The sequence below is a fragment of the Cupriavidus taiwanensis genome (assembly GCF_900250115.1).
Lineage (GTDB): Bacteria > Pseudomonadota > Gammaproteobacteria > Burkholderiales > Burkholderiaceae > Cupriavidus > Cupriavidus taiwanensis_B.
Genome location: NZ_LT984805.1, coordinates 498,961 through 512,442, shown reverse-complemented (window position 1 = coordinate 512,442; position 13,482 = coordinate 498,961). Strand labels below are relative to the sequence as shown.

Here is a 13,482-nt window from a genome sequence, read left to right as displayed (position 1 = left end):
ATGTGGGATTGGATGGGATCCTCAAAGCAACGCTTCAGCCAGTCGTCGCGCTGACGTCCGCTGGAGGTATTTCAGCGGCCTGCTAATGCTCATTCTTCCAACATTCGCAAGACTCAGCGTTGCGCTGTCGCTTCTCGCGTCCACTACAGTAGCCTGCGCGCGCCTGCCCGCGCCAGTGGCGGCAGCCGAGGTCGGAATGTCCGCGGGACGGCTCGGCGCGGTCGGCGACTGGATGCAGTCCCAGGTGGAATCCAAACGCGTGCCAGGGGCAGTGATGCTGATCGTGCGGAACGGCCAGGTCGCCTACTTCGAAGCTGTGGGGCAGCAGGATCCGGTGCATGGCACGCCCATGAGCAAGGACAGCATCTCCCGGATCTACTCGATGACCAAGCCCATGACTTCGGTTGTCGCCATGATGTTGGTGGAGGAAGGCAAGCTGCAGCTCGATGCACCGCTGTCGCGGTTCCTTCTCGCCTTCGCCACCATGAAGGTCGGTGTCGAGCGGAAGGACCCGGCCACTGGCGCAAAGACTCTGGAGTCGGTGGGTACCTTACGGCCGATAACCGTGCACGACCTGTTGCGGCATACTTCGGGCATCACCTACGGCGTCTTCGGCGATTCTGCGGTCGAGCGCCTGTACCGGGCCGCACAGATCGGACTCCACGGCGACTTCACGAATGCCGAACTGGCAGACCGGGTAGCGGCGCTGCCGCTGCAGAATCAGCCAGGCACGGCCTGGGAATATGGATTCTCCACCGATGTCCTGGGCCGCGTGCTGGAAGTAGTGGAAGGCCAAACCTTGGGCACCATCATGCGCAGGCGGCTCTTTGCCCCACTGGGAATGAAGGACACTGGGTTCGGCCTTCCCTGAGGCTGCTAAGCATGCCAAACTTGTCCAGCCCTTCTCCGACGACGAGGAGGTCGTGCCGGGACTCCGCATGTTTGATCCCCGCATGCCCCGGAAGTTCGAGTCGGGCGGTGCCGGCCTCGTTTCCACGGCGCAAGACTATGCCCGCTTTGCGCAGATGCTGGCCAACGGCGGCTCACTCGATGGTCGGCGCTACCTCAGCCCCCGGACAATCGAGTCCATGACTGCGGACCACGTGGCCAATGGGATCGCACCTGGATCGCTCTATCTGCCCGGAGCCGGCTATGGATTCGGACTGGGATTCGCCGTGCGTCGCACGGCCGGCGAAGCGCCCTCCGTCGGCTCGCCCGGCGAGTACAACGTAAGCAGTCTTTCATCGGCGTCTATCAAATGGCATGCTGAATGGTGATGATGTTCTCCACCTACTTCAGGAGAACATTGATGAGCGAAGCATCGCCGGAACTGAAAGTTGTCAGCGGCAACAGCAGGGGTCGCAAGCGATACGACAACGCCAGCAAGCGAGCACTGGTTGAGGCCTGTCTGCGGCCAGGGGGCCCGGCGCGCCTGTGCAACAGACGCAGACGAGAACAATGACCGAGAACCGACCCTTAGCATTCGTGGCCGTTGAGTCTATCTCAGAGGCGACGTCAGTCGATCCAACCTCCGCCTGTATGGCCGTCGCGTTGGATGTGCGATTGCCCAATGGCGTCGAACTGGATCTGAGCCAGGCGGATCTCCCAGGACTGACGATGATTGTCCAGATGCTGGGGAGGATGCCGTGTTCCGGTTCGACAGCGGGCTGAAGGTATTCCTGCATCGCGAGCCGGTGGACTTCCGGATGGGGATCAACGGGCTGTCGATTCTGGTGGAGCAGGCGATGTTGCTCAACCCGTTTGACCACTCGCTGTACGTGTTCGGCAACCGACGGTGCGACCGTATCAAGATCCTCGGCTGGGACGGTGCTGGTTTCTGGTTATTCCTCAAGCGATTGGAAGCCGAGGATCGCTTCGTGTGGCCGGACACGACCGATATCGTCACGCTCACCGTCGATTAGTTGCATTGGTTGCTGGACGGCATCGACATCGCAGTCATCAGGAAGCATCCCCAACGCATCTACGTGCGAACGAGTTGAACTCTCGGATGGGCATGTCGGTCCAACCGGCCATGCCCGTCAACGTCACGATCACTGCTGAAGAACTTGAGGAGTTGCTCGCAGAACGCGACGCAGCGCGCCAGCTTCGCCTCGAACGTGATGTACTTCGGGGTGAGTTGCGCTTGGTAAAAGCTGAACGCGAGCTGGCAGAAGAACGACTGCGTGCCTATCGGCGCGAATTGTTCGGTGCCAAGAGCGAAGCACGTGATACGGGCCAACTCGGGCTGTTCAACGAGGCCGAAGCACTCACCGCCACCGCACAGCCTGCACAGGAAGACGTGCCCGGCACGAAGATCGCCGCTCACACCCGCAACAAGCGTGGTCGCAAGTCCCTCGTCCCAAGCTGCCACGCGAAGTGGTGCGTCACGACCTGCCGGAGTCCGAACACTTCTGTGCCCACGATGGCCACGCGCTGGTCGAGATCGGCGTTGAGATCAGCGAACAACTGGACGTGCTCCCGGAACAGGTCCGTGTCATCCAGCACCAGCGCGTCAAGCGTGCCTGCCCGTGCTGCGATCTGGGCATCAAGGTCACGCCGGCGCTGCCGCGTATCATCCCCCGTGGCCTGTTCACCGAGTCGGCGCTGGCCTGGATTGCCCCGGCAAGTACCAGTTAGGCATGCCCCTGTATCGCCAAGCCGCATTGCTGCGCCGCTTCGGCGGCGCATCTCGGCCAATACCATCGCCGCCAGCATGGTGCGCGTGGGCCAGGCCGTGCAGCCGGTGATCAACCTGCTTCGCGACACGCTGCTTGATTCCGACATCATCTACGGCGACGAGACCACTCTCCAGGTCTTGAAGGAGCCAGGACGGCGACCACAGAGAGGTCTGGCTACGCTCGGCGCTGAGCAAGGTATCGTCCAAAAGCGATACCGCGAAGCCGATGGGCTGCGCATTGAGTCAGTCGACAACGGACGTAGCAGCGAACGCGGCGCCGCCGTCTATTCGGCGGTGGCTCTAGCCAACCTGAATGATCTCGATTCGGAGGCTTACCTGCGGCGTATTTGCTCGCCTCCCACTTCACCCGTGTCGCCGAACTAATGCCATGGGACAAGGTTGTACAGATCCGCTTGGACGCCGCTTGAAAGTAACCTTCCTGTCACGAACGGGTCGAGCGGTTGTCCTGGCCCATTGGAGCACTCGAGAGATTCAGGCCGTTGCCAATGACCTCGAAAAATCGCTTGGTTGGCGACACCCGCCAAAGCCGTAGATGAAAATCTGCAATCTGCCCAGCCTTCTGTGCTTGCGCCTACCGGTCTAAGCTGCCCGGTAGGCGAGCGATGAATATTAAGCCATGCATAGGTAGCATCAGGAGATTTTCAGCATCAGCCGGAAGGGAAATTGTTGGGGCAATGCGGTGATGAGGCGGCTCTTCCTGAACTCCAATATGGAGCATGTGTGGGAGCCAATAGGCGGATCACGACGAGGGTCGACGCGACATGATTTAGTAGGTCGCTTCAAAGCTCGCAGAGCAAGCTAGTCGATCGAACGGGGATTCGACCACGCCAATAACTGACGTTGTAGGACTATTCGCTTTCAGGCTGTAGAGGCGGCGCAATGTTGGGTAGGCAGTGGGAATCGAAAATACTTGACATGCTTCGTGTGAGGCGGGCGCTGCATCGATAAGAGCGAAATATCCCTGATGTTGTCCTTATGTCGCCGGAGTGCGTCAATAATAAAGCGATCACTCAATTCTTCAACGATCCCATCGGACACCCCGGAGGGGAGAAATGCGCGGCCGTACATGATAGGCGTGTTGTTGACGTATATCACCTTGCGGACACAGAGGAGCGTTCTATCCGGTGGACTAAAGATGTTTGAGGCCGAGTCCATGATCTTCTCCTTTGTGATTGAAATCAATTCCATCGTCGGTTTCCAACTCCCCACCAAGCATCAATATGTGCAGGTTGTGGAACACGAACCGGCGCCAGCATCAGTCGGCGAAACCGCCATTACAAGATCCACATTGCCAGCCATGGTCGGCATTTTGCTAGGCTGGAAACTCGTCGGACGTATCCACCGGTTGTACCCCGAGCGTGCCTGGTAGTTCAACGCGTTGAGTCTGTCCAAGCGAATCGATGTTGGCGTCGTCGCAATTGTCGGCGTCTGATATCAGCTTACGCCGGCGTGGAGATTGGCTGGGACTGGACAATGCGGGGCGAAAATATTGTGTAGGCATCAATGAATCTCGACACAACAGATCTGCGAATTCTCGATGAACTCCAGCAGAACAGCGCTCTAACGAACGTTGAACTAGCGCGCCGCGTTCATCTTTCTCCGTCGCCGTGTCTTGCTCGGGTCAAAGCCCTCGCGAGTGCCGGCGTAATACGGCGCTATGTCGCACTTGTCAGTGCTTCCGCTCTAGGCCTAGGGCTGAATGTCTTTATCTCAATTAACTTGAAATACCAAAGTAAGGACTCCTTGACAGAGTTCGAACGCCGCATCGCCGAATACGACGAAGTGATGGAGTGCTATTTAATGACAGGCGATAGCGATTATTTGATTCGGGTAGCAGTGGCCGACATGGCTGCCTTGGAGAGATTCATCCTGGAACAACTTACGCCGATTCCAGGAATCGAGAAAATTCGCTCTAGCTTCGCGCTCAAGCAGGTTCGTTATAAGACCGCACTGCCCCTACCGTTGCAGCGTTAGGTTCATCGTCGGATGTGCCCTCTCCCTTCAAGGTTGCGTTGCATGACCAGTACAGCTAGCGCCGGGGCAAAGGCTGTTGGCGTGCCACGCACCAGTAGCCGCCGGGTAATCTCTTCGGCCGACGTGCCGTCCCCCACGCGGCTGAACGCGTCGGATCGCTTGCGATTCAGTCATTCGCGCACTTGCGGAAAAGACTGATCGCCATCAAGTGGTTTCGTCAATATTTCGAGTTGCTCCTGCGCCTTGCGCTCAGGGGCTGGCGCGTCCAGCAGTTGTCGTAGGCGTTCGCGAAGCGTCTCATCCAGCGGCGGCTGCCTCTGCCATTCGCCGCGTCGGCGCCCGATCGACCAGTCGCCCACCATGGTCCGCTGCCAGCGCTCGGCTGCGCGGCCGATGAGCTTGAAGTCATCGTCTCGTTGGATGTAGCCAATTGCCTCCGTCAACTCTGCAAGCAGACCCAAGCCGGTGATTCAGCCGATCTCGCCGCCCGCCGACAGTGCTACTGCCCCCCAAAATCTCATCCCTGAGCTGCTCGTCTGCGGCCGCGATCACCCTCGCGGCCCAAGCGACGGCCCCACGCAGACTGGCGCGTCCCTCCATGACTAACATGGTTGTCCGCGAAGGTAGCATACGCAAATATCCGTCTGGAGAGCACATTTTGTGAGCGCGCTGCTCCGGGCGCCACACTGTGAAGCCGCTGGCGTCCCAGTTCCACGGCAACGCCTGCTTCCTTGCCAGTCGCGCCGACCCAACACTCGTTGGCGGCAATGTTCAATCGCCGCTACTTCAGCCACGTTGGCCTGGGGCTCTCGGTGCTTGCCGACGAGCATCGCTGACGGCCGAAGGCGACACAGATTACCACTGCGTGCCGCGCGCAGGTACGCTAGCCCGCTGGGGTCACCCGGCGCATCATGAGTTGAGCGTCAAGCGCCGTGTCAATGACGCCGGCGAGCAGGGCGAGTACTTGGCCGCCGACAGGTTGGCGTCGAGATTGACCTCACAGCGCATGTGACCCTCGATCCGAGTCACCGGGTCGACGACCACGCGTCGCCCGCTGTTGTCAAGGTTGAATCCTTGGGTGGAATGGGCAGTCATGAGACGTCCTTGTCTCTCTTGAATCTGGTCAGCGCGGCTCAATGCTCGGCGCCGCTGGTGCCTTGGTTCTTCTTCTGAGCCGTACGCTTGATGGCCGACACGGCCGCGTGGGCTGCCACGGCAGCGCCGACCACTCCGGCCGCCGCGCCGCCGACCTTGTCGGCGTTGGCCTCGATGCCGAACTGGTGGATGTTGGTGAGGCGGTCGTAGAACGAGCCCTTGTCCCAAAAGCCATCTTCCGAGCAGCCGATGCAGCCGTGGCCGGCCTGGATCGGGAAGCTCGTGCCCTCGTTCCATCGCGTCGTCGAGCAGGCGTTGTAGGTGGTCGGACCCTTGCAACCGACCTTGTAGAGACAATAGCCCTTGCGCGCGGATTCGTCGTACTAGGCCTCGACGAACTGGCCGGCATCGAAGTGTGGGCGGCGGTAGCACTTGTCGTGGATACGCTGGCTGTAGAACATCTTCGGCCGGCCCTGGCGGTCCAGCTCAGGGATACGGTCAAAGGTCAGCATGTAAGTGATCACGCCAATCATCGCCTCGGCGATCGGCGGGCAGCCGGGCACCTTGATGATGGGCTTGTCCGTGATCACCTTGTGCACCGGCGTGGCCTGCGTCGGGTTCGGCTTGGCGGCCTGCACGCAGCCCCATGATGCGCAGGAGCCCCAGGAGATGACGGCCTTGGCGTCCTTGGCCACATGCTTGAGCTGGTCGATGAAGGGGCGCCCGCCGATGATGCAACTCATGCCCACCTGGTTCAGCGGACGGTTGCCTTCCACCGCTAGGATGTAGTTGCCCTTCTACTTAACAATGACCTCCTCGAGGATAGTGAACGACTCCGAACAACAAGTGCATTCCAGCCCATGCAGCCACAGCATCGGCGTGCGCGGTTTGGTCTCCATGGCGTGTGCGATCTGCGGCCCGAACGTCGGGGCCCACCCGAGCGAGGTGGCCGTGAGCGAGCAATACAATACTTGAGGAAGGTGCGTCGCGAAATGCCTTGTCGTCGCATGACCTCATAGCAGGTTTCCATCCTTCAAGTATCCAGAGTTGCGGATTTCGGTGAAGGTGATCAGCGGTTTCGGCGAACGTGATCAGGGAAGGAAGGTGGTACTGCGCGGTCAGGAGATTGTAGCGTAGGTGATCACGATGCCCGTTTCTTGGCGTCGGTTGCCGTGCGCTTGCGCATGGATTCGCCTTTGAGCGCCACCTTGTGCGCCTGGTGGACCAGCCGGTCCAGGATGGCGTCAGCCAGCGTCGGATCATTCAACCACTGGTGCCAATGCTCGATCGGGAGCTGGCTTGTCACGATGGTCGAGCGGGTACCGACGCGGTCGTCCAGAACTTCCAGCAGATCGCCGCGAGCGCTTTCAGAAGGCTCCTGTAGGCCCCAGTCGTCCAGCACCAGAACATCGATGCGTGCGAGTTGCGCCAGGCGGCGCGTAAAGCTCCCGTCGCCGTGGGCGATCTGCAGTTCCTCGAACAGTCGAGGCACCCGCAGATAGAGAGCAGAGAATCCCTGTCGACAGGCCTGCTGAGCAAACGCACAGGCCAACCAGGACTTGCCGGCACCGGTCGCCCCGGTCAGGATGAGGCTCTGAGCGTTGCGGATCCAGTCGCAACTGGCCAGGGTAGCGACCAGCCGCTGATCAAGGCCGCGACTGCCGTCATAGACCACATCCTCGAGGCATGCCTGGGTGTGCTTGAGCTTGGCCGAGCGCAGCAGCCGCTCCAGGCGCCTGGTGTCGCGCCAAGCAATCTCCCGGTCGACCAGCATGGAGAAGCGTTCTTCGAACGGCAGGCTGGAACTGGCGGTCAGGGCAGACTGTTCCTCGAAGGCCCGCGCCATCCCGTCGAGCTTGAGGGCCTTGAGCTGGCCGACGGTGTGTTGCATCAGCATAGTTTTCCTAATGGTAGTAGTCGGGTCCGCGCACGTTGTCGTGCATGGGGGAATGCCACTCGGTTTGCGATACCGGCAGAGTGGCTTGCCGGTCCAGATGGTTTTCAAGGATGGAGACCACAGACTTACGCGTGAGCGAGCCAATGGCGACGGCGCGAGCGCAAGCGGCTTCGAGCCGCTCCTTGCTGTACTTCTTGGCCAGACTCAGCAGACCCAGGCAGGCGCGATAGCCCATCTCGGGATGGCTCTTGTGGGTGAGCTGGTATTCGACGATGACGGCGACGTTGGGCCCAATCGAGGCTGCCCAGTTGAGCAGCCGGCCGGGCGTCCATTCGAGGTGCGCGCGGTGGGCCACCGGCATGTGTTCCTTGACCGTGCTGTGGCTGCCCTTGCGGGTATTGCGCGCGTGCAGCGCCACCCGTTTGCCACCGTACAGGATCTCGATGGTGTGGCGGGTTACGCGAGCCTCGACCGCCTTTCGCACCAGGGCATGCGGCACGCTGTAGTAGTGACCGTCGATCTCGACGTGGTAGTCGACGTTGACGCGGCATTGTTTGAACGTTGCAACTTCGTAGCGCCGCGGCGGCAGCGGTCGCAACACTGGCCGGTCCAACCGCTCGAACCACTCCCGGCGCGTGCCAGGCAGCTTCTTGAACGATCGGTCATTCAGGTCGGCGACGAGCTTCTTGATGGCCTTGTTGAGCTCGCCCAAGCTGTAAAAGCGATGGTTGCGCAGCCGCGCCAGGATCCACCGCTCGACGATCAGCACGCCGGTCTCGACCTTGGCCTTGTCTTGCGGTTTGCGCGGCCGTGCCGGCAGCATGGCCGTGCCGTAGTGATGAACGAAGTCTTCCCGGGTTGTCCGGCACAAGCAGCTCAGGCACGCCGCCGGCGAATTCCATCGCACAGACCATTCCCCCGATCCAGTCGGCGGTGGTCTGCCCCCGGGTGGCGCACGCGTATGTGTAATTCGACGCGCCAAGCACAGCGACGAAGATGCTGGCTTCAAACGCAAGGCCGCCTTCCGGGTCCAGAATCGGCACCATCTGACCTGCGAAGTCCGCAAACAGCTTCTCGCCGGCGCGGTGCTGCTGGCGCATGGACCGCTTGAGTGTCGCTGCCCAGTCCCGGTAACGGCAGCAGAACTGCGTGTATTGGTAAATGGGGACCCCGGGATTCGCGTCCAGGTATTCCTCCCACAGCAACTGCAGTGTCACGCCCTTGCGGCGCAGCTCGCGGTGCAGGTAGGGGAAGTCCGGCGTCACCCGTCCGCCCGGGCTGTTGGCCGGCTTCTGTGCGCCGAACAGCCGCTGACTCCAGCGTATCCTCGTTCAGGCTATCCGCCTGCGCCCAATCCAGCCCCGCTGCCTTCGCCATCGCCGCGTACTGCGAAACGGCACCAACACTCACACCCGTCGCCCTAGCGATCTGCCAGTGCGAAAGGCCACACGCCCATTTCAGGCGAAGCACTTCCTTGATCTTGCGCATGGTCATCCGGTTGGCCGGCATCAGCTTGCTTCCTTGCAAAAAGGAAGCAGCGTATCGCCGGCGTTCTAGTCCATGCGCAGTCCCACCCCCAGCCCTTGCCCGGCCCCATTACGGTGCGTGATCACCCGTTTCGGCTGCTTGATCACCTATTTCGGCAACGTGATCACTCGTTTCGGGATCGTGATCACCGATTTCGGCAGCGTCGTCGAAGTGATCACGTTCCGCCGAAACCAGCGAGCAGCTTCCCGCCGAAACAGGTGATCACGTTCCCCCGAAATCGCTGATCAAGCGCCCCGAAATACGCACTCGGACAGCAATAGCTCGCTTTGCGAGCGCTATGGCATCAGCGCGAGACCGACTACAAGTCGGCGCGCGTCGAGGTAGATGTTGCCTCATTCATGCAACCAAACGCTGGTATTCCGCGCCTGGGATGACTCTGCTGGGCACCACAACATCGCGCTCGGGGTTGAGCGTGACCGTCCCAATTGGCGACCAATCTGGTGTGTGGCGTGACCAACGACGCAGATTGCGCTCACGAGCCTGAACGTCAGAATGTTGGTGTCTTGTCCGGCGTGGCGCTATGCCGGGCTCACGTAGCGGATGCCGCTGTGCCGGTGCTCATGTTGTACCAGTGCAAAGTGCGCCGCCCACGTACGCGCCGCAGTCAGATCGGCAAAGCCCTTGGACGGGAACTCCGGCCGGTACTTGGCCGTGCAGAAGAGGCTCTCCACAAAGGCGTTATCGTCCCTCACCCGTGGACGCGAATACGAAGGCTTGACGCCCAGCCAGAACAACATCGCCAGCACCGTAGTGGCCTTGAGCGTGGCGCCGTTGTCACCATGCAGCACGGGCTTGGCCGCCAAGGCGTGAATACCCTCGGCCAGCGCCGTGCGTTTGACTAGATGCGCCGCGTGGTCGGCATCGTCGCGATCGTGGACCTCGAAACCTACGATCTTGCGGCTGTAGACGTCCAGGATCAGATACAGATAAAACCAGCGCCCGGCGACCTCGGCCGGCAAATAGGCATGTCCCAGCACCACAGTTGGCGTGGCCCGGTGGCCACGTGCGTGGTGGGCGGACGGCTTTGGCGCGGCGCCTTGGCGCGTCGTCGGTGCCGGGTCTGCCCATGGGCGCGCAGCACTCGACCGAAGCTCGATTCGCTGGCCAGGCCTCTGGCTCAGCCAGCGCCTGCGTGGCGGCAGTGCGCCACTGCTCCAACTCCTGCGGATACACGCCGTTCTCACGGCACCAGGCGTTCTTGCTGGCCTCGTCCATCGCCGCCATCGCCAGCACCGCCTCAAACCTTGCCGCCGCTGTCCATGCCCGCTCGCGAGCGGGCATGGACATAGCGTCTGCACGCCAGCGCTCAAGCGTGGCCACTGCCACACCCAATTCCCTTGAAACCACTTCCACCACCGCACTCTCCAGCGGTAACAACCGTGCTACCGCCCGGTCCTTGAATGCTTGTCCGTAACGAGCCACTTCTCTCTCTTATCGCCCCAGGGTTTAGACTCTATCGGGGCGACATCTATTCTGCCGCGGGGGAAGTAGATCGAGCATTACGCCAATGAAGGCGCCCGCGGGCTCGCGGACCCACAGCCGCCGCCATGCGCAGGAGCGGATCGCGCATCCGGTCCGCGAGGCGATCCTGGAATTGGGCGGCCCGGCGGACCCGACTCCGCCTACGAAGCCATGATGCAACCAAATCTGCTGGCCTTGTATGGCCTCAAGTTCAATCCCTTCGCCCAGGACATCCCCGTCAAAGCGGTCTTCCTGAACCCCAAACTCGATGGCGCATCGAGCACGGCCTGGCACGCGAAGCGGCTTTGCCATGGTTGCTCCATGGGCTCGATTAACCACCCGCAAAGCAGCCTGTCCGACTTCTACCGGGAGCTGAGCGACATCCTTGCGGTGCCGATCGAGTCGCAGAACCGCTGGGGCGGCTTCAAGGCCCAGCGCGGACGCTGGCTGGCGCATCTGCAAGCCAGCCGCCGTCGCTGCGTGCTGCTGATCGACGAAGCCCAGGGGATGAGCGCGCCGGTGCTGTCGGAGTTGCCCTGCTGGCATCGGCGCTGCTGTGCGTTGTGCTCGCCGGCGATGCCCGCCTGCGTGAGAAATCCACCCGCGACCATCTGATCCCCCTGGACAGCCGGATCCGCGCGCGTCTGGCGATGGAACAGACATGCCGGAGCCACTTGCTCGACAGCGCCGGCAGCGCGAGCCTGATGACCGAACCGCTGCGCCAGACCCTGGGCGAACACGCCGCCGGCAACCATCGCCTCTTGATGAACCTAGCCAGCGAACTGTTGGCCCCCGCCGCGCAATGCGAACTGTCGCAGATCGACGAGAAGCTCTACCTCAAACCTATACCGCATACCAGAGCCGCCGCGGCAATCGCTGAGAATCCGATGACAGACCTGACCTTTCTTCCCCGGCTCGGACCAATGCTGCCCAAGCTAACCGACGCAGACGCCGCAGCGGTCCGGGACTATTTCCATGAACTTGTGATGCTCGTCGAATCGCACTACCTCGTGCAGATCCGGCGTCATGCCCAATCGCAACTGCAACTAGCCGAGCAAGCTCCGCCCCGAAAATCTCGGCGTGAGCAGCGGCGTTAGCAGGCCCATCAACAATCCACCCCATCGCGATCAACAGGCGTGATGGCCATCACCGCGAGCCGCCCCTGCGGCTCGCTCCGGCTCCATCATTTACCTTGACGGCTTCTCCGCCGCTCGCGCGATGGCGGTGAAGTTCGTATGTGCCAGAAGACTTGGATCTCGGCGCACGGTCATGCCACGGACATATATGGCGATGATCTTGTTATTTAACCCGGTGAAGCGCCGCTGGTGCTTGGGCATCAGGATCGGATCGAAGCAGCCGTCGCGGTCGCGCGGAATGTCGACCCGCAGCGGCCATCTTCGGTTAGCACGGTCTTGGCGCGCTTGCCATTGGGCTGCGCTGATTAGCCGACCGGCTGGCGCTGCGCGCCCGGCGGGTAGCTCAGGTGTTGACCCAGCTCGTAACCAGGGCGCGTTTGATCAGGGGCCTTCTTGAATGACATCGAGGCATCCTGAACGGCCTCCGCCATCATATGACCCTTCACGAGATGGACAAATCAGGTTCTCAGGGATATAGTCGGCAATTAAGGATGCTCTGCACAATTAGCCGGCGGATGTGCTTGCAATGAATCGTCGAGCCAGCGAGCATGTGGCGCATGAAACAAACTGACCTTGGACTGAACTTGTCGACCAAGCGCACCCGCAAGCGCGAATTCCTGGACGAGATGAACCGTGTGGTGCCATGGGCCGATCTGGTGATGCTGATCGCTCCGTACGCCCCGGAAGGCAAGCGCGGCCGTCCCCCGTTCGCGGTCGAGGCAATGCTGCGCATCCACTTCCTTCAGCAATGGTTCGGCCTGTCGGACCCGGCGATGGAAGAAGCGCTGCACGACGTGCCGCTGTATCGGGAGTTCGCCGGGCTGGACAACTGGACGGTGAGGCTGCCCGACGAGAGCACCATCCTGCGGTTCCGTCACCTGCTGGAGAAGCACAAGCTGGCCGCTCAGATCCTCGCGCTGGTCAACGACATCCTTCGCGACAAGGGATTGATGCTGCGCGCGGGCACGGTGGTGGACGCGACACTGATCAGCGCACCGAGTTCGACCAAGAATGGGTCGGGCGAACGCGACCCAGAGATGCACCAGAGCAAGAAAGGAAACCAGTGGTATTTCGGCATGAAAGCGCACATTGGCGTGGACGCCGAAAGCGGGCTGGTGCACACGGTGCGGGGCACGGCGGGCAAGGTCAACGACGTGGTTGAGGGCAACAGCCTGCTGCATGGCGAGGAAACCGACGCGTTCGGCGATGCGGGCTATCAGGGCGTGGAGAAGCGTCCGGACGCGCGGGCGGGCGTGAACTGGCACGTAGCGATGAAGCCAGGCAAACGTCGCGTCCTGGACCAAAGCAAACCACTTGGCGCGCTCGTCGATCAGGTCGAGCGAATCAAGGCGGGCATCCGGGCCAAGGTCGAGCATCCGTTCCGGGTCATCAAGCGGCAGTTCGGCTACACCAAGGTCCGCTATCGAGGGCTGAGGAAGAACACCGCGCAACTCATGACCTTGTTCGCACTGTCCAACTTGTGGATGGCGCGCGGCAAACTGCTGGCTGCCGGGGCATGAGCGCGTTTCTGGCTCACGCCGATGCCTCGCGCGCAGCCCGCGAATGCTGCTTCGCGCGTGCGAGATAGCTTCGCTCCGAGCTGATAGGTTGGCGTCGTGGCGCATTCAGCTTCCTGTTAAACGGCCAAGCACACTCGATTCGCGTTTGTGCAG

The 13,482-nt window shown here is 61.5% G+C and carries 11 protein-coding genes and 7 pseudogenes; 10 read left to right on the top strand and 8 right to left on the bottom strand.

The annotated features are described in order from the left end of the window. Positions 1-196: 196 nt before the first annotated feature. The 6 genes and pseudogenes from CBM2586_RS32505 to CBM2586_RS31505 all read left to right on the top strand — a co-directional run bounded on the left by CBM2586_RS32505 (position 197) and on the right by CBM2586_RS31505 (position 4,672). Positions 197-871, top strand: coding sequence for a serine hydrolase domain-containing protein (locus CBM2586_RS32505; protein ID WP_018003659.1), 675 nt, complete (start codon positions 197-199; stop codon positions 869-871). Positions 872-938: 67 nt separating this feature from the next. After that, entirely contained in the window at positions 939-1,277 is a 339-nt protein-coding gene (locus tag CBM2586_RS32500; RefSeq protein WP_012354785.1) for a serine hydrolase, read from the top strand. Positions 1,278-1,646: 369 nt separating this feature from the next. Beyond that, the gene (gene tnpB, locus CBM2586_RS31520) at positions 1,647-1,922 is read left to right on the top strand and encodes an IS66 family insertion sequence element accessory protein TnpB (protein ID WP_012354783.1); all 276 of its coding nucleotides are present in this window, start codon (positions 1,647-1,649) and stop codon (positions 1,920-1,922) included. Positions 1,923-2,032: 110 nt separating this feature from the next. Then, a pseudogene (locus tag CBM2586_RS31515) lies at positions 2,033-2,842 on the top strand (transposase); the annotation flags it as partial. A gap of 991 nt (positions 2,843-3,833) precedes the next feature. Then, positions 3,834-4,067 (top strand): hypothetical protein, encoded by a 234-nt coding sequence (locus CBM2586_RS31510; protein WP_145987456.1) that lies wholly within the window; start codon positions 3,834-3,836, stop codon positions 4,065-4,067. Between the two features lie 134 nt (positions 4,068-4,201). Next, positions 4,202-4,672, top strand: a complete 471-nt coding sequence (locus CBM2586_RS31505) for an Lrp/AsnC family transcriptional regulator (protein WP_012354780.1) — start codon at positions 4,202-4,204, stop codon at positions 4,670-4,672. A gap of 170 nt (positions 4,673-4,842) precedes the next feature. On the opposite strand, the gene CBM2586_RS31500 is transcribed toward CBM2586_RS31505, so the two are convergent. From CBM2586_RS31500 to CBM2586_RS31480, 6 genes and pseudogenes are all read right to left on the bottom strand, one after another. Beyond that, positions 4,843-5,133: a hypothetical protein gene (locus CBM2586_RS31500; protein WP_018003654.1), complete on the bottom strand. Its 291-nt coding sequence runs from the start codon at positions 5,131-5,133 to the stop codon at positions 4,843-4,845. A gap of 517 nt (positions 5,134-5,650) precedes the next feature. Next, positions 5,651-5,767: pseudogene (locus tag CBM2586_RS32360) on the bottom strand (hypothetical protein); the annotation flags it as partial. A 38-nt stretch (positions 5,768-5,805) separates the two neighbouring features. Further along, positions 5,806-6,591, bottom strand: a pseudogene (locus CBM2586_RS31490) (hydrogenase small subunit); the annotation flags it as partial. A 3-nt stretch (positions 6,592-6,594) separates the two neighbouring features. Then, positions 6,595-6,797: pseudogene (locus CBM2586_RS32750) on the bottom strand (hydrogenase small subunit); the annotation flags it as partial. Between the two features lie 111 nt (positions 6,798-6,908). Then, a complete protein-coding gene (gene istB / locus CBM2586_RS31485) occupies positions 6,909-7,664 on the bottom strand; it encodes an IS21-like element ISRme9 family helper ATPase IstB (protein WP_012354650.1) in 756 nt (251 codons plus the stop codon). 7 nt (positions 7,665-7,671) lie between these two features. After that, positions 7,672-9,173, bottom strand: a pseudogene (locus CBM2586_RS31480) (IS21/IS408/IS1162 family transposase). A gap of 96 nt (positions 9,174-9,269) precedes the next feature. Here CBM2586_RS31480 and CBM2586_RS31475 point away from each other — a divergent pair. Next, complete coding sequence (locus CBM2586_RS31475; protein WP_198053012.1) at positions 9,270-9,413, top strand: hypothetical protein; 144 nt, start codon at positions 9,270-9,272, stop codon at positions 9,411-9,413. A gap of 135 nt (positions 9,414-9,548) precedes the next feature. On the opposite strand, the pseudogene CBM2586_RS31470 reads toward CBM2586_RS31475, so the two are convergent. After that, positions 9,549-10,634: pseudogene (locus tag CBM2586_RS31470) on the bottom strand (DDE-type integrase/transposase/recombinase). 213 nt (positions 10,635-10,847) lie between these two features. Between CBM2586_RS31470 and CBM2586_RS31465 the strand changes: the two are divergent. Together CBM2586_RS31465 and CBM2586_RS32605 are read left to right on the top strand one after the other, a co-directional pair. Beyond that, entirely contained in the window at positions 10,848-11,288 is a 441-nt protein-coding gene (locus tag CBM2586_RS31465) for an ATP-binding protein (RefSeq protein ID WP_240619763.1), read from the top strand. Further along, positions 11,237-11,770, top strand: a complete 534-nt coding sequence (locus CBM2586_RS32605) for a hypothetical protein (protein ID WP_012354773.1) — start codon at positions 11,237-11,239, stop codon at positions 11,768-11,770. The genes CBM2586_RS31465 and CBM2586_RS32605 overlap by 52 nt, the downstream gene beginning before the upstream one ends. Before the next feature lie 117 nt (positions 11,771-11,887). On the opposite strand, the pseudogene CBM2586_RS31460 reads toward CBM2586_RS32605, so the two are convergent. Continuing rightward, a pseudogene (locus CBM2586_RS31460) lies at positions 11,888-12,313 on the bottom strand (transposase); the annotation flags it as partial. Positions 12,314-12,366: 53 nt separating this feature from the next. On the opposite strand from CBM2586_RS31460, the gene CBM2586_RS31455 reads away from it, so the two are divergent. Next, positions 12,367-13,329 (top strand): IS5 family transposase, encoded by a 963-nt coding sequence (locus tag CBM2586_RS31455; RefSeq protein WP_012354594.1) that lies wholly within the window; start codon positions 12,367-12,369, stop codon positions 13,327-13,329. The last annotated feature ends 153 nt before the right edge of the window (positions 13,330-13,482 follow it).

Coding starts and splice junctions, on each gene's coding strand:
- CBM2586_RS31465 (WP_240619763.1), top strand. CDS start 10,848: ATGCAACCAAATCTGCTGGCCTTGTATGGCCTCAAGTTCAATCCCTTC.
- CBM2586_RS31455 (WP_012354594.1), top strand. CDS start 12,367: ATGAAACAAACTGACCTTGGACTGAACTTGTCGACCAAGCGCACCCGC.
- CBM2586_RS32500 (WP_012354785.1), top strand. CDS start 939: ATGTTTGATCCCCGCATGCCCCGGAAGTTCGAGTCGGGCGGTGCCGGC.
- CBM2586_RS31510 (WP_145987456.1), top strand. CDS start 3,834: ATGTTTGAGGCCGAGTCCATGATCTTCTCCTTTGTGATTGAAATCAAT.
- istB (WP_012354650.1), bottom strand. CDS start 7,664: ATGCTGATGCAACACACCGTCGGCCAGCTCAAGGCCCTCAAGCTCGAC.
- CBM2586_RS32505 (WP_018003659.1), top strand. CDS start 197: ATGTCCGCGGGACGGCTCGGCGCGGTCGGCGACTGGATGCAGTCCCAG.
- CBM2586_RS31505 (WP_012354780.1), top strand. CDS start 4,202: ATGAATCTCGACACAACAGATCTGCGAATTCTCGATGAACTCCAGCAG.